Genomic DNA, 21,619 nt, shown 5'->3' with positions numbered 1-21,619 from the left:
CTCCGCCTGGAAAACTCTCCAAAGCGTGTGAATCTGTTAGTGCGTTCGCAGGGACCCATACGCCGCGGCCTATGGAATTGGCGCAAACTGAAGTCGATATCGTTCGCAACAATTGACGCCTGTGGTTATGGGTCCCTGCGTTCGCAGGGACGACGTGAGGAGAGATTGTTCGTGGCCGCCCTTTCCCGCACCGCTCCCTCCCGCGTCAGCGCCGGCACCATCGTGTCCTCGATGCTGACCGCGCAGACGTCGGGCGCGGGCTTTACCGATCTCACGGCGGAGATCGCCAAATTCCTGCGCGAGGCCGCCGCGCGCGAAGGCGTGGTGACGCTGTTCATCCGCCACACCTCGGCCTCGCTGACGATCCAGGAAAATGCCGACCCGACCGTGCTGGTCGATTTGACGACGGCGCTGAACCGCCTCGCGCCTGAGAACGCCGGCTGGTGTCACGACACCGAGGGGCCGGACGACATGCCGGCGCATATCAAGACCATGCTGACCGAGACCTCGCTGCAGGTCCCGGTGCTGCAGGGCGCGCTCGCGCTCGGCACCTGGCAGGCGATCTATCTGGTCGAACACCGCGCGCGGCCGCACCGGCGCGAGATCGTGCTGCAATTCGCCGGCAGCGTGGATTAAGCCGGTTGCCAAAAGCAGACCGGCCGCGGATTGCTCCGCGGCCGGTCCGAAGATTTCGATCCGCCGATCGAAACCGGTTACTTCGTGATGTCGACGTCCTTGGTTTCCGGCAGGAAGAAGAAGCCGATAACCACAGTGATCAACGCGAAGATGATCGGGTACCAGAGGCCGGCATAGATATCGCCGGTCGCAGCCACGATCGCGAACGATGTCGCCGGCAGCAATCCGCCGAACCAGCCGTTGCCGATGTGATAGGGCAGCGACATCGAGGTGTAGCGGATCTTGGTCGGGAACAACTCCACCAGCATCGCCGCGATCGGCCCGTATACCATGGTGACGTAGATCACCAGGATGAACAGCAGTCCGATGATGGCGGCGACCTGCGGTCTGAAGATGTCGAACGGATGGCTCATCTTCACGAGCGTCGGGTTGGCGCCACGCTTCGGATAGCCCGCTTCCTGCAGGGCCGCCGTTGCCCCGGCGTTGGAATCAGTCGGCTTGGTGTACGGAACGTCCTTGCCGTTGATGCGGATCATGACGGGCGAACCCGCAGCGCCGGCCACCGTTTCGTACTTGACCGAAGACTTCGCGAGGAAGTCACGGGCCAGGTCGCACGGCGCCGAGAACACGCGGGTGCCGACCGGGTTGAACAGGTCGCCGCAGCCCTTCGGATCTGCCACGACCTGAACCTTCACCGACTCGATGGCCTTTTCCAGCGTCGGGTTGGCGTTGGTCGAGATCATGCGGAAGATCGGGAAGAAGGTCAGCGCCGCGATCAGGCAGCCGCCCAGAATGATCGGCTTGCGGCCGATCCTGTCGGAGAGGGCGCCAAACACGATGAAGAAGCCGGTGCCGAGCAGGAGCGACCAGGCGATCAGCAGGTTGGCGGTGTAGCCGTCGACCTGGAGGATCGATTGCAGGAAGAACAGTGCGTAGAACTGGCCGGTGTACCAGACCACACCCTGGCCCATCACGCCGCCGAGCAGGGCGATGAGGACGAGCTTGCCGTTGTTCCAGTTGGCGAAGGCTTCGGTCAGCGGCGCCTTCGATCCCTTGCCTTCTTCCTTCATCTTCTGGAAGACCGGCGATTCATTCAGCCTTAGCCGGATCCAGACCGAGATGCCGAGCAGCACGACCGAGAGCAGGAACGGGATGCGCCAGCCCCAGGCCGCGAATTCCTGCTCGCCGAGGATCGTTCGGGTGAACAGGATGATCAGCAGCGACAGGAACAGGCCGAGCGTCGCGGTGGTCTGAATGAACGAGGTGTAGTAACCGCGTTTGCCCATCGGTGAATGTTCGGCGACGTAGGTCGCCGCGCCGCCGTACTCGCCGCCGAGCGCAAGGCCCTGCAGCAGGCGCAGCGCAATCAGGATGATCGGGGCCGCGATGCCGATGGTCGCGGCATTGGGCAGCAGGCCGACGATGAAGGTCGACAGGCCCATGATCAGAATGGTGACGAGGAAGGTGTATTTGCGGCCGACAATGTCGCCGACGCGGCCGAACACGATGGCGCCGAACGGACGAACCAGGAAGCCGGCGGCGAAGGCCAGCAGCGCGAAGATGTCACGCGTGGCCGGCGGATAGGCCGAGAAGAACTGCGCGCCGATGATGCTGGCGAGCGACCCGTAGAGATAGAAATCGTACCATTCGAAGACGGTGCCGAGCGAGGATGCGAGAATGACGAAACGTTCGTCCTTCGTCATCCCGCCGGCCTTGGTGGACGCGGCGGTTATAGTGGACATTTCCAAACTCCCCATTTGATGCAAAGTGCGCCCGTCGCCGAACTTGGCCGGATTAGCTGGGCTTGACGTCAAGGTAACATCGGCGTGAAACCGGCCCCAATACGACTTTCGGCTCTTTGCACGGCGTTTCTCCCGTTTGGGGCGTGCTGGGGGACGGTCATGGACCTCAGCCTGGGTGTATTGCGGCGCACAAGCAGGCGGGTTAACTGCTTTCAAACATGATAGGATTGGCCGCTTGCGAAAGCCGGCCCGACGGAGGACAAAGCGGGGCGGACTAGTCGAAAGAAGCAGAGAGCCGAATGACGACCGCTGCCAAGACCCACCTCGTGATTGCCGACGATCACCCGCTGTTCCGCGACGCGTTGCGGCAGGCGGTCGCGAGCGTCGTGGCGTCGGCCATCGTCAGCGAGGCCGGATCGTTCGAGGATCTCACCGCGCTCCTGGAGCGGGACTCCGAAGTCGACCTGATCCTGCTCGATCTCACCATGCCCGGGATCTCCGGATTTTCCGGCCTGATCTATCTGCGCGCGCAATTCCCGGCGATTCCGGTAGTGATCGTATCGGCCAGCGACGACGCCGGCACGATCCGCCGCTCGCTGGATTTCGGCGCCTCGGGCTTCATCCCCAAGCGCTTCGGCGTGGAAACGCTGCGCGACGCCATCATGAAGGTGATGGAGGGTGAGATCTGGGTTCCGCCGGATACCGACCTTTCATCGGCCGACGACCCTGATATGGCGCGGCTGCGCGACCGCCTGGTCACGCTTACGCCGCAGCAGGTGCGGGTGCTGATGATGCTGTCGGAGGGCCTGCTCAACAAGCAGATAGCCTATGAGCTCGGGGTCTCCGAGGCGACCATCAAGGCGCACGTCTCGGCGATCCTGCAGAAGCTCGGCGTCGAAAGCCGCACCCAGGCCGTGATCGCCGCCGCCAAGATCTCCGGCGGCCAGTGGCGCCAGGGCACGCCGACGGGGTAATTGGCAGTCGTAGGATGGGTGGAGCGCAGCGATACCCATCATCCCACCATTCGAGAATTTGCATATGACTGGCTACCGCCGCAACTTCATTGCTGGAGGCAGCTTCTTCTTCACGGTTAATCTGGCGGACCGTCGACTTCGGTTGCTGACAGAAAATGCTGATGCGTTGCGGAAAGCTTTCCGCGAGACCGACGGCATCATCCGTTCGTAATCGATGCGATTGTCGTGTTGCCTGACCATCTCCATACGGTCTGGACGCTGCCGGAAGACGATGCGGATTTCTCCACGCGATGGCGGCTCATCAAGACTTCGTTTTCCCGAATGCTTACGGCTGGCGAACCGATTTCGGGCAGCCGTGCCGGGAAGGGAGAACGTGGCATCTGGCAGCGACGATATTGGGAGCACACGATCCGCGACGAAACCGCGCTCCACCCATCCTACGTTTAAGGGCGGCGCTTACTCCGCCGCCGCCACCATCTGCTGCGTGCGCCACTGTCCCAGCAGGGCGCGGAGCGAGGCCGGCTTCACCGGCTTGTTGAGGATCGCGATGTTTTCCTCGCGCGCGGCGGCGCGGACATTCGGGCTGCGGTCGGCCGTAATCAGGATCGCCGGAATGTTTTCGCCGAAGCGGCGGCGGATCTCGCGGATCGCGGCAACCCCGTTGCCGCGATCGAGATGATAGTCGACCAGAAGGCCGGTCACGCGGTTGCTGGAGGCTTCGATCGCGGCGATCGCAGCATCGGGATCGGTCATCGCGATCACCTCAGCGCCCCAGGCGGTCAGCAATGTCTTCATGCCGTCGAGGATGGCCGGATCGTTCTCGATGCAGACGATCAAGGCGCCGCTGATCGGCGTCTTCGACAGCGGCGTCGCGCTGGTGACGGCGGCGGTGTGATTGATCGCCTTGGCGATCGGCACCGTGACCGAAAACACCGAGCCGCCGCCGGCATTGGCGTCGATCGTGATGCCGTGATTGAGCACGCGGGCCAGCCGCTCGACGATCGACAGCCCAAGGCCGAGGCCGCGCGCGATCCGCGCGCCCTGTTCGAGGCGGTGGAACTCCTTGAAGATCTCGCCGCGCTTGGCGACGGGAATGCCGACCCCGGTGTCGTAGACCGCAATCTGCAGCGACTGCCCGTGACGGCGACAGCCGACCAGCACGCGCCCGCGCGGGGTGTATTTGATGGCGTTCGAGATGAAGTTCTGCAACAGCCGCCGCAGCAGCAGGCGGTCGGATTCCACCGGCAGCGAGCAGGGGACGAAGGTCAGATCGAGTCCCTTGGCGCGGGCGATCGGTGCGAACTCGATCTCCAGCGAGCGCATCAGGTCGGCCATCTTGAAGCTCGTGATCGCGGTCGTCATCGCGCCCGCATCGAGCCGCGAGATGTCGAGCAATGCGCCGAGGATCTCCTCGATCGCCTCCAGCGAGTCGTCGATGTTCTCGACCAGGCGCGAATCCTCGCCGCCGTTCTGCCGCTCGACGAGGCTCGTCACGTAGAGCCGCGCCGCATTGAGCGGCTGCAGGATGTCGTGGCTGGCGGCGGCCAGGAAGCGGGTCTTCGAGATGTTGGCGTCCTCGGCCGTGCTCTTGGCCCGCGCCAGCTCCGAATTGAGGCGGGTAAGTTCCTCGGTGCGGTCGCGCACGCGCTTTTCCAGCGTCGCATTGGAGCGTTCCAGTGCTTCGGCGGCCTCGAAGCTCGGCGTCACATCGGAGAAGGTGACGACGAAGCCGCCGCCCGGCATCCGGTTGGAGCGCACCTCGATCACCATGTGACGGTCGGGCAGGCGTTCCAGATAGGGCTCGCCCTCGGTGGTGTAGGCCTCCAGCCGCCGCTGCAGCAGCGCATCGGAATTGCCGGCACTGGTGGGGCTGACGGCGCCCATGAATTCGAGGATTTCCTGCAAGGGAATGCCGAGCTGCACGAGGTGCGGCGGCAGCGCGAGAATTTCGCCGAACTGGCGGTTGGAGCAGATCAGCTGCAGGTCGGCGTCGAACACCGCGATGCCCTGGCGCACGTGATTGAGCGCGGTCTGCAGGATCTCGCGGTTGAAATGCAGCGCGGCGTGCGAATCGTCGAGCAGCTTCAGCGCGGCCTTGGCGGACACGGTGCGCTTGCGCAACAGCAGCGACATCACAAGGCGCGAGGACGCGGCTCCGATCGAGGAGGCGATCAGGCGTTCGGCATATTGCAGCAGCTCGAAATCGGCCGGCGCGGCGGGGTCGAGATTGCCGGGATGACCCGCGGCGAAATTCTCGAAGGCCTGGTCCGCGCGCTCGGGGCCGAGATATTGCGCCACCGTGCTCTGGATATCCTGCACCGTCACCGTCGAGCGCCAGCGCCGGAAGTTCGGGGCGATCGGCGCCAGCGTGTTCGGCGCGAACAGGTCCGCCTGCAGCCGTTCGATCGAGGACGGCTGGCGCGCGATCGACATGAACACATAGGTCAGGATGTTGAGCGAGAGCGACCAGAACACGCCGTGCATCAGGGGCGGCAGATCGGTGCCGAGCAGCGCCTGCGGCCGCAGCGCCGCGATGCCGAACGGGCCCTGCTGCAGCAGCATGAGCCCGGCCGGGTTGCCTTCCATGAAGCTCGGCAGGAACAGCGTGTAGGCCCATACCGCGATGCCGACCAGCATGCCGGCCATCGCGCCGCGCGCGGTCCCGTGCCGCCACAGCAGGCCGCCGAAGAAGGCCGGTGCCAGTTGCGCAAGCGCTGCGAACGACAACAGGCCGATCGCCGCCAGTTGGGTGTTGCCCAGCGCCCGATAGTAGAAATACGCCATCAGCATGATGGCGAAGATGGCAAAGCGCCGTATCCTCAAAAGGAAGTAGCCGAAGTCCTTGCTGCCGTCGCGCGCGCCCGGGCTGCCCTGCAGCACCATCGGCAGCACGATGTCGTTGGACACCATGATCGAAAGCGCGACGCATTCCACGATCACCATGGCGGTAGCCGCCGACAGGCCGCCGACGAACACGCCGATGCTCAGCAGCGAGGAATTGGCCTCGATCGGCAGCGCCAGCACATACATGTCGCTGTCGACGGCGCCGAACGGGAAGGTGACGAGGCCGGCGATCGCGATCGGAATCACGAACAGGTTGATCGCGACCAGATAGAGCGGAAACAGCCAGCGGGCCCGGCGCACTTCCTCGGGGCTGGAATTCTCGACCACGCTGACATGGAACTGCCGGGGCAGCAGCATGATCGCGCAGAACGAGAGCAGCGTCATGGTCAGGAAATTGCCGATCGAGGGCACGTAGCTGATGGCGCGCACCGCCTCGGGCGTCTTCATCGCGCGTTCGATCAGTTCGACCGGCGTGAACATCCAGAAGGTAACGAAGGCGCCGGCGGCGAGGAACGCCACCAGCTTGACGATGGATTCGGTGGCGACAGCCAGCATCAGGCCGTGCTGGTGCTCGGTGGCGTCGGTCTGACGGGTGCCGAACAGCACCGCGAAGGCGGCCATCGCCAGCGTCACGACCAGCGCGATGTCGCCGACGATCGGGATCGAGGAGAACAGCTTGTCCTCGCTCAGGATCGTCTCCAGCGAGGAGGCCACCGCCTTGAGCTGTAGCGCGATGTAGGGCACCGAGCCGACGATCGCTATCATGGCCACGGTGCCGGCCACCGCCTGGCTCTTGCCGTAGCGCGCTGCGATGAAGTCCGCGATCGAGGTGATGTTCTGCGACTTGGCGAGCTGGATCACGCGCCGCAGCAGCGGCGTGCACAGCCCGATCATCAGGATCGGGCCGAGATAGATCGCCAGAAAGTCGATGCTGGTGCGGGTGGCGAAGCCGACCGAACCGAAGAAGGTCCAGGAGGTGCAGTAGATCGCCAGCGACAGCGGATAGATCAGCTTGCTGGCGCGGCCGCGCTGGCTCGGCGACAGGCGGTCGCCGTAGCTGGCGACGGCGAACAGAAAGCCGATATAGGCGAACGCGGCGGCGATGACGCCCCAATCGTGCAGCATCGCTCTCGGGTCTCCTCTCCCGTCGCTTGATGCGAACGTGCTTCTTCGCGCTGGCCGCTGGCGCCGGGCGCCATGGCCGGAAGAGAGCAATATAAACGCTTTGGGCCGGCAGCGCATCGCGCCACCGGCCCAATTTGCGATGGGTTCGCTGGATTAAGGTTACTCGGCCGCCAGCGACTTCTGGTTCAGCTTCAGGCCGAGGCGGTCCCAGACCTGCAGCAGCGCTTCGGCGAGCTGATCGATCAGGCCGTCCTCGTGGTAGGGCGAGGGGGTGATCCTCAAGCGCTCGGTTCCCTTGGCGACCGTCGGATAATTGATCGGCTGGATGTAGATGCCGTGCTCCTCCAGCAGGATGTCGGAGGCCTGCTTGCACTTTTCGGGGTCGCCGACGAACAGCGGCACGATGTGAGTGTCGTTCGACATCACCGGCAGGCCGGCGGCGTTGAGGATCGCCTTGACGCGGGCGGCGCGGTCCTGGTGGCGCTCGCGCTCCCAGTTCGAGCTCTTCAGGTGACGGATCGCAGCCGTCGCGGCCGAGCAGATCGCCGGCGGCAGCGCGGTCGTGAAGATGAAGCCCGGCGCGTAAGAGCGCACCGCGTCGATGATCTCGGCCTTGGCCGCGATATAGCCGCCGAGACAGCCGAACGCCTTTGCCAAGGTGCCTTCCACCACGTCGATGCGGTGCATCACGCCGTCACGCTCGGCGATGCCGCCGCCGCGCGGGCCGTACATGCCGACCGCATGGACCTCGTCGAGATAGGTCATGGCGCTGTATTTCTCGGCGAGATCGCAGATCTTCGCCAGCGGCGCGACGTCGCCGTCCATCGAATAGAGGCTCTCGCAGACGATCAGCTTGGCCCGGTCGGGGCCCGCTGCGATCAAGAGTTCTTCCAGATGCGCCATGTCGTTGTGGCGGAAGATCTGGCGTTCGCAACCGGCCTGGCGGACGCCTTCGATCATCGAATTGTGGTTCAGCGCGTCAGACAGGATCAGGCAGTTCGGGATCAGCTTGGCGAGGGTCGAGATGCCGGTCTGGTTCGAGACATAGCCCGAGGTGAACAGCAGCGAGGCTTCCTTGCCGTGCAGATCGGCCAGTTCCTGCTCGAGCTGAACCAGCGGATGGTGGGTGCCGGCGATGTTGCGGGTGCCGCCGGCGCCGGTGCCGACGCGGGTCGCGGTCTCCACCATGGCGCCGACCACCTTGGGGTGCTGGCCCATGCCGAGATAGTCGTTGGAGCACCAGATCACGACATCGCGCTTGCCCTTCGGCGAGTGCCAGACCGCGTGGGGAAAGCGCCCCGCGATCCGTTCGAGGTCGGCGAACACACGGTAGCGTCGCTCATCGTGAAGGCGGCTGAGGGCGGTATTGAAGAATTTGCTGTAATCCATCGCAAGACCTGGAACGACAAGACTGGAACGGAACCGGCCGGATTGGCGTGCAGCCTTTTTAGAGCGTTTCCAGCTTTGGTGTCTACGCGAATCCCAACATTTGTGCGCAGCTCCGGGATGCTACTTAGCCGGCGCGAATCTTGATCCCGATCAAGGCGCTAGGCGGGATTTGTGTTCTCGGTATTCCGTGCGCCGGGCAGGCATGCGCCGACGAGCGTTCCTCCATCCACCGCGAGCCCTGGATCACTTTTTGAGCCGGACACCGGTGCCGGGTCGGATGGCGGGTTTTCGCATATCTGTTTCGCCCGGCTCGGGCTATGGTTCCGATGTCGGGCAAAAGGCGGAGCCGCAGCCGATGAGCGACACCTCTTTCGAAACGGCGCTGGATGGTCGAGTCGGCGAAATGCTTGACGCATGCACGCGTTGCGGCAAGTGCGTCGAAGCCTGCCCGAGCGTGGCTCCCGCCGGGATCGCCGGCACCAGTCCCACCGACATTATCAGCGGCGTCATCGACATTCTGCGCGGGAATGACGGGCCTGAGGCCTCGCGCAAATGGGCGTCCGCCTGCATGCTGAGCGGCGAGTGCATCAAGGCATGCGACTACGGCGTCAATCCGCGCTTCCTGCTGGCGATGACGAATATCGCCATGGCCAAGCGCCAGAGCGAATTGCCTGAACGGCGCCGCCGTGCCCTGACGCAGTTTCGCGATGAGAGCCGCGACGTGACCACGCTGGCGCAGTTGCAGCTCGATCGCGAGGTGCTGGAGCGGCTCGGCCAGAAGTCAGCGTCGGCCGCAGCACCCGCCGTGGCGCCGGACTTCGTATTCTACACCGGCTGCAATGTGCTGAAGACGCCGCATATCGCGCTGCTTGCGCTCGACATCATGGATGCGCTCGGCGTCACCTATCAGGTGATGGGCGGGCCGAGCCATTGTTGCGGCGTCAAGCAGTTCAAGGGCGGCGACGTCGAGATGTCCGGGCGCATGGGCGCGAATTCGGTCGAGAAGATGTCGCATTCGAAATCCGGCCAGGTGATATCGTGGTGTCCGAGCTGCTACGTCCAGTTCACCGAGACGACGATTCCGGCCATCGAGCGACAGGGCGGCGCGCGGCCGTTCGAGATGACGCCGTTCCTGCTGTTTCTGCGCGAGCGCCAGGCTCAGTTGAATGAACTGCTAAGCCGCGAGGTCAGGATGCGGATCGCGCTGCATCGGCATCCCGGCGTCGCCGGCGTCATGGAAGCCGCCGCGGAAATCCTCCAGGCCATCCCCGGCATCGAACTCGTTGAGCTACAGCAACCGGCAGTCGGCCTGCAGAGCAACAATCTGAAGGTACTGCCAGCGTTCAAGCGCGAGCTGCAACGCAATGAACTTCAGGCGGCGTCCGATGCGGGCGTGGACGCGCTGGTCACCGTCTATCATTCCGATCATCGCGAATTATGCGCGCACGAACGCGACTGGCCGTTTCGCATCGTCAACCTGCTCGAACTCGTGGGCGCGAGCATGGGCCTGCACCGCCACGACCGCTACAAGGAGCTCAAGCTGATGCAGGATGCCGATCGGATCGTCGCCGATTGCCAGGACCTGATCGCGCAACATTCGCTCGATGCCGCGACAGCCCGCAGCGTGATCGCCAGGGGGATGCTCGGCGACCAGCCGCTGCCGCTGAAATAGCGGCGGGATCGATGTCAGCTCGGCGTCAGGTCGTCCTGAACCGCAAGATGCCGTCCGTGACCTCGCAGGTCAGCCGCCCCTCGACCAGCATGTAGTTGACGTGGGCGACCAGCTCGCCGGCGGCAAAGCCCATCTGGTGCTCGTCCAGCACGTGCTTGTGGAACACCACCGGCACCAGTTCCTTGGACGTTTGCGGCACTTCACGGCAGGCTTCGGCGATCAGGCGGCAGCGGTCCTCGTGATGGTCGGCGAGCTGCTTGATGCGGGTCTTCAACCCGTAGAACGGCACGCCGTGGCCGGGCAGCACCATCACGTCATAGGGCAGGGTGGTGGTGAGGCTGGCGAGCGAGGCCAGATATTCGCCGAGCGAGTTCTGGTCGGGCTCGACCGCCCAGACGCTGACATTGGGCGAGATCTTGCTCAGCACCTGGTCGGCGGAGAGGAACAGCTTGTCGGCGGCGCAATACAGCATCACCTGGTCGAGCGCATGGCCGCCGCCGGTGATCACCTTGAAGCGGCGCGCGCCGATCACGACCTCGTCGCCGTGCGAGATGCGGTGGTAGGAGGGCGGCAGCACCGACACCCGCTTCAGATAGTCCTGGCCACGGCCGAGCAGCTTGTCGGTGAGGGTCTCGTCCATGCCGTGGCGGCGGAAGAACAGCCGCTGCGCGTTGCGCCGCTCCTCGGTGCCGCGGTTCTGGTGATAGACCGATTGCAGATACTCGACCTGCGACATCTGCAGGGGGCAGGTGAAACGCTCGGTGATCCACCCGGCGAGGCCGACATGGTCGGGGTGGGAGTGGGTGACGATCAGCCGCGTGACCTTGACGTGCCGCAGCGGCCCCTCGAACAGCGTGGTCCAGGCGGCAATCGACTCCTCGTTGCCGAAGCCGGAATCGACCATCGCCCAGCCGTCGCCGTCGGCCAGCAGGTAGATGTTCACGTGGTTGAGGCGGAACGGCAGCTTGAGGCGGACCCAGAGCACGCCGGGCATCACCTCGACGACCTGGTCGTGGCCGGGATGGTTGTCCCAGGGGTATCGCAGTGCCTCCGCCGAGGACTGCACCGTATCGGTTTTCGAATGCATGCTACCGGCTTAGCGGTAGCGGCGGCGTCGCGCTAGCTGAAAAAAGCGGATACCTATCGAGCAAAACGGACGGGAGCTGAGGCTTCAACTGTCATTCCGGGGCTATGCGAAGCATAGAACCCGGAATCTCGAGATTCCGGGTCTGGTCCTTCGGACCATCCCGGAATGACCGTGTGGATGCTTACGCCGCCCGGATGTTCGACAGGAACGCGTCGATCTCCTCTCGCAGCACGTCGGCCTCGCGGCGCAGCGCGCCGGAGGCGGCCAGCACCTCGCTGGCGGTGGTTCCGGCCTGTGCCGAGGCGCTGGAGACGCCGACGATGTTGGTGGAGACCTCGCTGGTGCCGCCGGCGGCGTGCTGGATGTTGCGCGCGATCTCCCGCGTCGCCGCACCCTGCTCCTCGACCGCGGCCGCGATGGCTGTCGTCACCTCGTTGATCTCCGCGATCGTGGTGCTGATGTTGCGGATCGCGGACACCGCGCTCTCCGTCACCGTCTGCATGCTGACGATCTGCTGGCGGATCTCGTCGGTGGCCTTGGCCGTCTGGTTGGCGAGGCTCTTCACTTCGGAGGCGACCACCGCGAAGCCGCGGCCGGCATCGCCGGCGCGCGCCGCCTCGATGGTGGCGTTGAGCGCCAGCAGGTTGGTCTGCGAGGCGATGGTCTGGATCAGGTCGACCACGACGCTGATGCGCGCCGCATTGTCGGCCAGTCCCTGCATGGTGGCATCGGTCGCGCCGGCGTCCTGCACCGCCTTGCGGGCGATCTCGGACGAGGTGACGACCTGACGGCCGATCTCCGAGATCGAGGAAGACAGCTCCTCGGTGCCCGACGAAACGGTCTGCACATTGGCCGAAGTCTGCTCGGCGGCGGTCGCCACCGCGGTGACGAGGGCGCTGGACTGGTCGGCGGTCGCCGACATGCTCTGCGCGGTCGTCTGCATCGAGCCGGCCGCGGTCGACAGGCTGTCGAGCGCGCTGCGCACGGTGCTCTCGAACTCGACGATGCGGGCTTCCATGCGGGAGGCGCGCTCGGCCTTGGCGACGCGGTCCTTGTCCTGTTCGGAGGACAGCGCGCGGCTCTGGATCATGCTCTCGCGGAACACCTGCAGCGAATCGGCCATGACGCCGATCTCGTCCTGATGGTGGGTCTGGTAGACCTCGGTTTCGAGGTCGCCGCTCGACAGCAATTGCATCGAGTGCTGCAGGTTGCTGATGCGACGCAGGATGTTGCGGCCGACATAGAGCCAGACGAACAGGATCGAACCGACCAGCGTGCCGACGCCGAGGGCGAGCATGACCATGGTGCCGAACGAAATCTCCTGGCGCGCCTGCCAGGCCGCGGTATCGGTTTCCTTCCTGACGCCGTCGACCAGTTGCTGCACGCTGATGCCGAGGCCGACATTGAGCTTGCGGGTTTCCTCCAGAATGGTCTGGCCGAAATCGTCGGCGTCGAGCTCCTGCTGACGAACCTTGAACACGCCGGTCTTGCCGTCGGCGAGCGCCAGCAGGTCCATCGTTGCGGTCCGCACCACGTTCATCGCGGTGGTCCTGGGCAGCGCCTCGGCGTTCGCCTTGACGCGCGCCTGCGCGGTGCGGAACTCCTTGCCGATGGCTTCGAGCGTGTCGCCACCGGTCGCCGACAGCGCGGCGATCATGTCGAACGCCATCATGTTGCCGCTGGCGGCGATGTCGGCGAGCTGGTCGGCGGTCTTGTGGGCCTTGACCGCGTCGGCCTGGGAAAAGTTGGGGGCGGCGTAAATGGAGTAGAGTTCGGTCTGGGCGTCGATCGCCGCGGGAGCGGCGGCGGCAATGAAGCGCCGCTGCGCCTTGCGCACGGCCCCATAGAGCCTGTCGTGCTGGGAGCCGAGTTCCAGCCGTTCGAGCGCGGCCGAGCCGAGGCTCTTGATCACCTCGTCGATGTTCTTCATGTTCTCGGTGAGCGCGGCAACCACGTTTTTGTCGGCGCCGAGCTGGACGATCTCGTCGAGCTTCTGCAGCGCGACCGCCTGGGTTTCCTTCATCTTCCTGGTGCGATCGTTCAGCGCTTCCTCGCTGCGCGCGGCTAGCAGTGCCGGCCCCTGGCTGGCCAGGCTCGCGCTCTGCGCCGAGAGCTGCAGACTGGCGGCGAGACGGGGAATGTCCCGGCTGCTCAGATCCACCATGGTCCCGCCGAGCCGCCCGAGCATCAGCCCGGCGCCGGCCGAAATGACGATCGCCATGCCGGCGATGACGGCGAAGGCGGCAAACAGACTGCCCCTGACGCCGAAGCGGAACCCTTTGACTCGCGATTTGGATTGTATCGGCATCTGCCCACTGCCCCGTCTGCGCTACCTTGGGATGTTTCCTCGCGCGGCAGTATCGCGATACCCGGTTAACAGTTTTGGAAAAACGAAGGCTTTTTTGCCATAATTTTGATGGCTCGCGCTCAGGTCGTCCGGAGTTTTCCGCAGTCCGGAAAACGTCTTTAGAAAGTGCAAACAGACCGGAAAAGCAAAAAGGCCGGCGTCGCGCCGGCCTTCTGCTATCGGCGGTTGAGAGTGCTCAGTAGCGTGCGACCACCGGGCTTGAGAAGCTGAAGCGGTAGTTGACGCCGAGCTTCAGCGTGTGATCGTCGGTGCGGAAGTTGCCGAACGGCGCCAGCGGCGCCGGGGTGACGAAGCGGGTGGTGCCGAAGTCGTAATACATGTACTCGCCCTTCACCGACCAGTTCGGGGCGAAAGCGAGCATGTATTCGACGCCGCCGCCGACGGTCCAGCCGTTGCTGTGGTTGCCGTTGAGCAGGAAGGCGACCGGCACGCCGCCTAGTGTCACGCGCTCGCTGTTGTCGGAATAGGCATAGCCGCCTTTGACGTAGACCAGGCCCGGACCCCAGGTGTAGCCGATGCGGGCGGTGACCGAGCCGAGGCCGCGCTGATCATTGGTGTAGACGTGGCCGGTGGGGAAGGTGGAGGTCAGGTTGCTCTTGCCGAGCCAGGAATACTGGCCTTCGGTGCCGAGCACCCAGTTCGGCGCGAACTGCCAGTCGAGACCGGCCTGAACGCCGCCGAGCAGGCGGGCGCTGGAATCGCCGAGAACGGTGCCATTGAAGGTGTTGCTGCCGCTGAAGGCGCCGCCGAGATGGGCGCCGAGATAGAAGCCGTTCCAGGTCGGGACCGGTGCATAAATGGGTGCCGCCTTGTTGTAAAAGGAGCGGGAGCCAAGGTCGGCGCCGGCAGCCGGGGCCGCGGCGGTGACGGTGGCGATGGCGACGAGGGCGAGCAGGATCTTCTTCATTGTGCTGGTCTCCGAAAACCGTTCGGCGACCCCCGTGCGGGGCGCCTTCATGGCCACGCACATAGACGGCATTTGTCTAAAATGCTGTCACTCCCGGGTGACAGCGATCCATAACCCAACCCATTGTAGGGTAAACGTTTTTCGTACTTAATGAAGGCCTAATCAAAGGTTGCGAAGGGGTTAATTTCGGCCGCGCTCCGGGCCGTCCGGCAAGCTTTGATTAAGCAATGCGGCGGCGCACATCGCTGCGCATCTGTTCGCGAAAGGCCTTGCGGCGGGCCGGACGCTCCTTCACCGGCACGTCGTGGCGGTCGAAAATATTGAACATTTCGAGGATCGGGTAATGGTCGCTGGCCATGGCGAGGATGCGCAACAGCTCCGCCACGGGGCCGGTCGGGCCGGTGACCTCCCACTTGCGGATGGTATCGGCGCCATCGGGGGGCGGCAGCCCGCACAGCTTGGCCATATCGGCCACCGACAGCGGCCGGCCGACGGCCTCGCCGAGATGCTTACGAAGTTTCTTCAGTTCTGCTCCGGTCACGGGTTCTCCGTTTCGAGAAGGCTTCTGTGAAGTAAGTCACACACAGCGCCGGGCGCGGGGGCTATACGGAATGCATAAGGTTTCCTGATGAGGAGGCAAGGATGCGCCGTCTGCTTGAAAGCCTCGTCCCCGATGCTCATCCGATTTACTGGAGATGGGTCGGCGGCATGTTCGCAATCTATGTCGCGCTGCTGGCGACCGCCGCAAGCGTGTTCGTCGGTCACGAATCGCCGCGCAAGGTCGCGCACGAACCGGCCGCGACTGTGGCAATCGACGGCAAACAGAACACTCTCCCCGAGGCTTCGTCGCCGCTGCGCCAGGCGGCCCGGTACTAAAGCGCGATGAGATTGGGATGAATCATCATCGCGCTTTAGGTCGTTGTTTGAGCATGATCTTTTCGGAAAACCGCTGCACACTTTTCCGGATCATGCTCTAGCGGAGGTCAGACGCCGATCGCGTTCCGCGCCACCACGTCGCGATAGAAGGCGACGCTCAGCTTCGGTGTCCGGCGCTGTGTCTCGAAGTCGACGTGGTAGAGCCCGAACCGTTTGCCGTAGCCGAAGATCCATTCGAAATTGTCCATCAGGCTCCAGAGGAAATAGCCGCGCACAGGCACGCCTTCGGACGTCGCGCGCTGCAACTGCCGCAGATAGTTGCGCAGGTACATGATGCGATCGAGATCGTAGACCTGCCCGTCGGCGTGCAGCCTGTCTTCCGAGGAGGTGCCGTTCTCGCTGATATAGATGTTCCTGATGTTCCAGACCTTGGCCGCGAGGCGCGGCGCCCAGTAGATCGTCTCCGGGCCGACGCGCAGCCATTCCGAATTCATGTGCGGGAACGACGCCGGGAACGGCAGCACGCTCCAGCCGGGCGCCTTGTCGGATGCGGCAATATAGAATTGCGGCGCGTAGATATTGAGGCCGACGAAATCGTTCGGCTCCGAGATGATCTTCAGTTCGGCAGCGGTGAATTTCGGCGCGTCCTTGCCGGCATATTGCAGGAAGCCGTCGGTGTATCTTCCCTCCAGGATGACGCCGAGGAAGCCCGAGTTCAGTTCGCGCGTCGCCGTCTCGGCGGCGCGAACGTTGTCCGGCGTGTCGAACGCCGGCACGCAGGCCGCGATGTTCTCGGCCACGCCCACCCTGGTCCCTGCGCGTCCATGCGCGCGGATCGCCTGCACGGCGAGCCCGTGCGCCAGCGCCACGTGGTGACGGACCTGGTTGACCTCGCCGTCGGGCAGCTTGAGGCCGGGTGCGTCGATGCCCCAGCCATAGCCGAAATTCACGAAGCGTCCGGCTTCATTGATCGTGAAGATCGACCTGACGCGATCGGTGATCCGCGCCGCGACATGGGCGGCATAATCGCCGAACGCCTTCGAGGTCTCGGTGGACCGCCAGCCGCCGACGCGGTCCTCGAGCGCCTGCGGCAGGTCCCAGTGATACAGCGTCGCGTAGGGCTCGATGCCGTTCTTGAGCAACTCGTCGATCAGGCGATCGTAGAAGTCGAGGCCCTTCGGGTTCGGCTTGCCCGCGCCTTCCGGAAACACGCGCGGCCAGGCGATCGAGAAGCGGTACGCCTTCGCGCCGACGTCGCGGATCAGGCCGATGTCTTCCCTGTAGCGGTGGTAGTGCTCGTTGGCGCGGTCGCCGTTGGTGCCGTCCTCGATCTTGCCTGACGTGTGGGAAAATGTGTCCCAGATCGAGCGGCCGCGACCGTCTTCATTGACGGCGCCCTCGATCTGATAGGACGAGGTGGCGGTGCCCCACACGAAGTCCTTCGGAAAGCTCGCCGGCGCGATTGCCGCAGCTACCGCTTGCGCGGCCGCATCGGCCGGCGGTGCCGCGATGCCGAGCGCAGAGAGGCCGGCAAGCCTGGCAAAATGCCTGCGCGAGAACTTTCCCAACATCGTCATCTCCGGTCAGCGTTCGTCAATCTGGTAGGCCGATATCCTGTCGATCTCGAAGGCGACGGTTTCAGGCGTTGCGCCGTCGACGAAGCCGACGCCATCGAAATATTTGGCGCCCATCGCGAGATTGACGATCATGTACATGGGATCGCCGAAGCCGATCGGAACCTTGATCTCGGAGACCGGCTGGCGGTCGATGTAATAGGTGATGCGGTCCGGCTGCCACAGCGCGCCGTAATCATGAAAGGCGCTCGCCGCGTCCATCACCCTGAAATCGAAGCCGCAGGACTCGACCTTCTGGGTGGACGGAATCCGCCAATGCGTCGTCATCACGATGTTGTCGGGACGCTGGCCGCGACCCTCCATGATGTCGACCTCCGGCGGCCAGCCGCCGTCATCGGCCAGCATCCAGAATGCCGGCCACACGCCGGTGCCGACCGGCACCTTGGCGCGGATCTCGAAGTAGCCGTATTTCTGCGAGAACCGGCTCTGCGTGGTCAGGATGCCGGAAATATATTCATTGTTGAACAGCACCTGCTTCAGCGCCAGCGGGGTGCGGCGGGCGACGATCGAGAGGATGCCGTGATCCACCCTGAACGGATCGAGCCCGAGCGGCGTTGTTTCCCGGCCGCCATAACGTGGGTCGACGTAGATCTGCTGTTCGCCGTTCCAGTTGGTCTTGCGCTTGAAATCGGAACCGTCGCCGCCCCAGTAGCGCGCCTCCGGCCAGGCCGCGCCGCCGGCGTAATGCGGAACCCACCTGCCGCTAACAAGCGGATGGGTATCGAAATCATCGTTGAAGGTGCGGTGCAGAGATACCGATGCGAAGGCCGTGCGGTTCGTCACCTCGACGTGGCGGCAGCGTTCGCCGAGCATTTCGGTCGCGACCTGCAGCGTGAGTTCCGCCGTTGCGCCGGCAGGATCGGCCTGTGCGAACGCGGGGACGGCGAGCAGGCTGCCGATCGCGGCCACGGTGCGCAGCGTCAATCTCGCGGTCTCCAATTCGCTTCGATGCGACGGGAGATCAATCACTGACACTGCCCTCGATCTGATACTGTCCTGATATTGTTCCGGTGCTGCTTTGAAAGCGAAACGGCGGGCATCCCCCGTTTGGAGTACGTAGTTATACGGTGACTTTACTTAACGGCAAGGTAGCCTCGATGTCCAACACTGACGTGCGCCAGAATGATGGACTGCCGGTGGCGCAGAGCGGTGTTCGGATTTCGAGCCATCGGCAAATTCTTCAAATTGTTTTCAGTTCTTCAAGGTCGGGGAACGAACTAGTTCGATAGGATCGCGTTCGGAAACCAGAATGCTCGTCTACTTTGTCACAGACGAACCGGCCAAGCTGCCGGCGATCCGCGCGATGTTCGAGCCGCATCACGCCGTCGTGCCCTGGGTGCTCGACGGTGACGGCACCAGCGTCCGGGCGCACGGCGTGCTGATGGTCGACGTCGATTTGCGGCAGATGCCGCGTGCCGACAAGCTCAAGCCCATCCTGCACGAGCTTGCAGCCATGCCGGAGCGGCTGTTCGTCGTTCCCAACAATGCCCGTTCGATGACCGTGCAGGCCTATGCGCTCGGCGCGACCGCGATCATTTCGCGCGCCAAGGAAGCGGTGCCGAAGATCGAGCAGATCGAACAAGTGCAGGCAGCCGCGGAAAGCGCCGCCGCGGATCCGGCACTGGATATGGACGCCGGCGTCGCGGCGTTCGCCTCGATGTTTTCCAGCGTGCGCCATGGCAGGCCGATCAGGATGGCCGACGCGCAGCGCGCGACGTCGCAGATCATCGACCGCGTCGGGCAGGGCGGACTTTCCACCTGGCTCGACGAGGTGCGGCGCTATCACGAGGGCACGTTTCAGCACTGCCTGCTGGTGACGGGTATCGCGGTCGCCTTCGGGCTCGACGTCGGCTTCTCCAGCGTCGACGTCTCGCGGCTCGGAATGGCCGCCACCCTGCACGACATCGGCAAGGCGCGCATTCCGCTGTCGATCCTGGACAAGCCGGACCGGCTCGATCCCGACGAGGAGGAGATCATCAGGCGTCACCCCGGGATCGGGTACGATCTCATGCGGGGCGTGTCCGGCATCAGCCCGGAGATCCTCGACGGCGTAAAGCACCATCACGAATACCTCGACGGGTCCGGCTATCCGGACAAACTGAAAGGCGGCCAGATTTCCGATCTGGTCCGCCTGCTGACGATTTCGGACATCTTCGCCGCGCTGATCGAGGCGAGGGCCTACCGGGCGCCGATGCCGCGGCCCGAGGCCTACGAGATCCTGCGCAGCATGGAAGGCAAGCTGGAGGGGGCGCTGGTCAGGGCGTTCCGCAACGTCGCGCTCGGTTCGTGATGAACCTGCGGGCCGGTCGGCCCCACTGATTTCCAGGGAAGTCTGGCAGAACGATTTTCCTACTCGATCACTCTGTCCGCCAACAGAAGCACCTCTTCCGGGATAGCCAGTTGCAACGCTTTGGCCGTCTGGACATTGACCACGAGCTCGAATTTGGTCGGCTGCTCGACCGGCAAGTCCGCCGGATTCGCGCCCTTCAAAATGCGATCCACGTACTCGGCCGCCAGCAAAAACAGAGCCTTGATGTCCGGCCCGTAAGCCATCAACCCGCCCATGTCTGGGTAGTTGGTGACCTGATACACTGTCGGCAGCCGGTACTTGAGCGCGATTGATGGCAAGGCTCGGCGCGGAGGGTCGGCAAGCACGTAAACGACCTCGCAATGGGCGGCCTGCATATCGGCGAAAGCCTTTTCCAGGTCTTCAGGGTTCGGCGCAACGAACCGTTGGGCCGAGATGCCGATAGCAACTGCTGCCTTGGCCAGAACTTCGACCAACCCTGGATGCGTCGGGTTGTTCGAAGTGAGCACACCGATCTTCTGCACCTTTGGAAAGACGAGGCGAATAGTGTCCAGAGTCTTCGTCGTGAGATCAGCGAACATGTTCGCTACGCCGGTGATATTGCCACCGGGCCTGGCAAAACTCTTGACGAACCCGGAGCCGACGGGATCCGTGGATGGAGACATGATGATCGGGATCGTCGAGGTCGCTCGTTGTGCCGCCGCAACCGCAGGTGTTGCTTCCGCAATTATGACATCGGGCTTGAATGCGAGGAGTTCCGCAACCAGGTTCGGCAACAGCGAGTAGTGACCCTTCGCCGCGCGCAGTTCAATGACAAGATCCGTTCCCTCGCGGTATCCTTCTGCTCTGAAAGCCTCTCTGAACCATCCGATAATCCGATCACCTTCCCCGGAGGTAACCAGCCCGACGCGCCAGGGGCGCAATGGATCGGCATTCGCCGCGACGGCAAACGCAATCGCACAGGCTGTCGCAAGCGCAGCGCGCCGCGTTATTGTTTGAGTCATCGAGCCCTCCTTCCGCAGTTTCTCAATACCTCACCTCATACCCCTGATCACGAAGAAGGGCTCATCAAGGAAATGTAAGCGCGCCGTTGAATGCACCGACTGAGACTCGCGGTTCTCGTAGATGATCAGACCCCCGTCGCGAAAAATTCGAGGCAGCTAACGACGGTTGGCAGTCGTTCTCTCGAACGACGGTGCGAGCGGATTTACCTTCAACGGACCGCAGCTCCAGTCAGTCGGCTGTCGATCTCGCTACGAAGCTCAAGAAAATCAATGGGCTTGGTCAACAGTGTCTCGGCGCCTCCTTCGAGTGCCTTCCGTTTGGTCGCTTCGTCGCCATAGGCGGTGATCATGATGACGGGAACGTCCGGCCGAGCGGCCTTTGCCTTCGGCAGCAGTTCGAGGCCGCTCATGCCGGGCATGTTGATGTCGGAGAGGATCAGGATCAATGATTCCCCTCCGGCGTCGCTGATGCGTTGAAGGGCGCTGGCCGCCGACTGAGCAAAATCCATCTTGAATCTGTCATCGCGCAGGTCGCGCCGGAATTGTTGGCGAAACAGCATCTCGACATCGGGTTCATCATCGACAACGAGGACGAGGAAGCTCATGGCCGTGCTCCGGCTACAATTAGAGCAGCTTTGCGCAGAAAAATCATTTTGAACTGAGTAAACTGACTCGACAAAGTTTCGACCTCGCTCGATCCGGAGTCTCGCTCTACGATAATGTCGTAGGTCACAAAAGTTCGATCACGGTACTGCATGCTAGCGCTCCAGCGCCACGGCAAGCTCGCGGTTCAGCCGTGTCGTGTGTTGTCTCGTGATGACACCTGTGTGCGTGGTTTGCGCGGTGTCGACGTCATGCGTTTCCTGGTGGCTTGCCGCGCGGTTCGCGCTGGCGCGTTCCGGGGAAATGTTAATCAATGGCATGAGCCTACCCAAAGGCGGAACCGACGTATACCCAGAAACTGTCCAGGATTGCGGCCCGCTGCCTTCAATCAAAAAGTGTCGATAGCTAATTAAGTTGGCCGGTTTTGGTAACACATCAAATGTCCGCTTC

17 protein-coding genes and 1 pseudogene are annotated in these 21,619 nt (G+C 63.7%); 6 read left to right on the top strand and 12 right to left on the bottom strand.

Annotated features, from left to right (window positions below):
* Positions 1-231: 231 nt before the first annotated feature.
* Complete coding sequence (locus tag V7E26_RS21220; RefSeq protein WP_442893447.1) at positions 232-636, top strand: secondary thiamine-phosphate synthase enzyme YjbQ; 405 nt, start codon at positions 232-234, stop codon at positions 634-636.
* 77 nt (positions 637-713) lie between these two features.
* Here V7E26_RS21220 and V7E26_RS21215 read toward each other — a convergent pair whose 3' ends face one another.
* The gene (locus tag V7E26_RS21215) at positions 714-2,378 is read right to left on the bottom strand and encodes an MFS transporter (protein ID WP_324419849.1); all 1,665 of its coding nucleotides are present in this window, start codon (positions 2,376-2,378) and stop codon (positions 714-716) included.
* 299 nt (positions 2,379-2,677) lie between these two features.
* On the opposite strand from V7E26_RS21215, the gene V7E26_RS21210 reads away from it, so the two are divergent.
* Together V7E26_RS21210 and V7E26_RS21205 are read left to right on the top strand one after the other, a co-directional pair.
* Positions 2,678-3,352, top strand: coding sequence for a response regulator transcription factor (locus V7E26_RS21210; protein WP_324419846.1), 675 nt, complete (start codon positions 2,678-2,680; stop codon positions 3,350-3,352).
* A gap of 64 nt (positions 3,353-3,416) precedes the next feature.
* Positions 3,417-3,796 (top strand): annotated as a pseudogene (locus V7E26_RS21205) (REP-associated tyrosine transposase); the annotation flags it as partial.
* Between the two features lie 12 nt (positions 3,797-3,808).
* Here the strand turns inward: V7E26_RS21205 and V7E26_RS21200 are convergent.
* Together V7E26_RS21200 and hemA are read right to left on the bottom strand one after the other, a co-directional pair.
* The gene (locus V7E26_RS21200; RefSeq protein WP_324419844.1) at positions 3,809-7,321 is read right to left on the bottom strand and encodes a PAS domain-containing hybrid sensor histidine kinase/response regulator; all 3,513 of its coding nucleotides are present in this window, start codon (positions 7,319-7,321) and stop codon (positions 3,809-3,811) included.
* Between the two features lie 159 nt (positions 7,322-7,480).
* Positions 7,481-8,710, bottom strand: coding sequence for a 5-aminolevulinate synthase (hemA, locus tag V7E26_RS21195; RefSeq protein WP_324419842.1), 1,230 nt, complete (start codon positions 8,708-8,710; stop codon positions 7,481-7,483).
* Positions 8,711-9,065: 355 nt separating this feature from the next.
* Between hemA and V7E26_RS21190 the strand changes: the two genes are divergently transcribed.
* Positions 9,066-10,382, top strand: a complete 1,317-nt coding sequence (locus V7E26_RS21190; protein ID WP_324419840.1) for a (Fe-S)-binding protein — start codon at positions 9,066-9,068, stop codon at positions 10,380-10,382.
* Positions 10,383-10,407: 25 nt separating this feature from the next.
* Here V7E26_RS21190 and V7E26_RS21185 read toward each other — a convergent pair whose 3' ends face one another.
* The 4 genes from V7E26_RS21185 to V7E26_RS21170 form a co-directional block, all read right to left on the bottom strand.
* The gene (locus V7E26_RS21185; RefSeq protein WP_324419839.1) at positions 10,408-11,469 is read right to left on the bottom strand and encodes an MBL fold metallo-hydrolase; all 1,062 of its coding nucleotides are present in this window, start codon (positions 11,467-11,469) and stop codon (positions 10,408-10,410) included.
* A gap of 181 nt (positions 11,470-11,650) precedes the next feature.
* Positions 11,651-13,777, bottom strand: coding sequence for a methyl-accepting chemotaxis protein (locus V7E26_RS21180; protein ID WP_324419838.1), 2,127 nt, complete (start codon positions 13,775-13,777; stop codon positions 11,651-11,653).
* Positions 13,778-14,012: 235 nt separating this feature from the next.
* On the bottom strand, positions 14,013-14,744 hold the full coding sequence (locus tag V7E26_RS21175) for an outer membrane protein (RefSeq protein ID WP_324419836.1): 732 nt from the start codon (positions 14,742-14,744) through the stop codon (positions 14,013-14,015).
* Between the two features lie 220 nt (positions 14,745-14,964).
* Entirely contained in the window at positions 14,965-15,285 is a 321-nt protein-coding gene (locus V7E26_RS21170) for a helix-turn-helix domain-containing protein (protein WP_324419834.1), read from the bottom strand.
* 101 nt (positions 15,286-15,386) lie between these two features.
* Between V7E26_RS21170 and V7E26_RS21165 the strand changes: the two genes are divergently transcribed.
* Positions 15,387-15,620 carry a hypothetical protein gene (locus tag V7E26_RS21165; RefSeq protein WP_324419832.1) on the top strand — a complete coding sequence of 78 codons (234 nt, stop codon included), beginning with the start codon at positions 15,387-15,389 and terminating at the stop codon, positions 15,618-15,620.
* A gap of 107 nt (positions 15,621-15,727) precedes the next feature.
* On the opposite strand, the gene V7E26_RS21160 is transcribed toward V7E26_RS21165, so the two are convergent.
* Positions 15,728-17,191, bottom strand: coding sequence for a GH1 family beta-glucosidase (locus tag V7E26_RS21160; RefSeq protein ID WP_324419831.1), 1,464 nt, complete (start codon positions 17,189-17,191; stop codon positions 15,728-15,730).
* Between the two features lie 12 nt (positions 17,192-17,203).
* Positions 17,204-18,178, bottom strand: a complete 975-nt coding sequence (locus V7E26_RS21155; protein WP_442893446.1) for a glycoside hydrolase family 16 protein — start codon at positions 18,176-18,178, stop codon at positions 17,204-17,206.
* 325 nt (positions 18,179-18,503) lie between these two features.
* Here V7E26_RS21155 and V7E26_RS21150 point away from each other — a divergent pair, with 325 nt between their 5' ends.
* The gene (locus tag V7E26_RS21150; RefSeq protein ID WP_324419829.1) at positions 18,504-19,544 is read left to right on the top strand and encodes an HD-GYP domain-containing protein; all 1,041 of its coding nucleotides are present in this window, start codon (positions 18,504-18,506) and stop codon (positions 19,542-19,544) included.
* Positions 19,545-19,603: 59 nt separating this feature from the next.
* On the opposite strand, the gene V7E26_RS21145 is transcribed toward V7E26_RS21150, so the two are convergent.
* The 3 genes from V7E26_RS21145 to V7E26_RS21135 form a co-directional block, all read right to left on the bottom strand.
* A complete protein-coding gene (locus V7E26_RS21145) occupies positions 19,604-20,566 on the bottom strand; it encodes an ABC transporter substrate-binding protein (protein ID WP_324419827.1) in 963 nt (320 codons plus the stop codon).
* Between the two features lie 209 nt (positions 20,567-20,775).
* Positions 20,776-21,171 (bottom strand): response regulator, encoded by a 396-nt coding sequence (locus V7E26_RS21140; protein WP_324419825.1) that lies wholly within the window; start codon positions 21,169-21,171, stop codon positions 20,776-20,778.
* Positions 21,172-21,324: 153 nt separating this feature from the next.
* Positions 21,325-21,619, bottom strand: a 295-nt coding sequence (locus tag V7E26_RS21135) for a hypothetical protein (protein ID WP_324419823.1), incomplete at its 5' end; no start/stop codon positions are given.

Origin of the sequence: Bradyrhizobium sp. (assembly GCF_036735945.1) — a bacterium.
In the GTDB taxonomy this organism is placed as follows: Bacteria; Pseudomonadota; Alphaproteobacteria; order Rhizobiales; family Xanthobacteraceae; genus Bradyrhizobium.
Note: the sequence above shows the minus strand (reverse complement) of the source record. Positions and strands in the feature narration are given on the sequence as shown.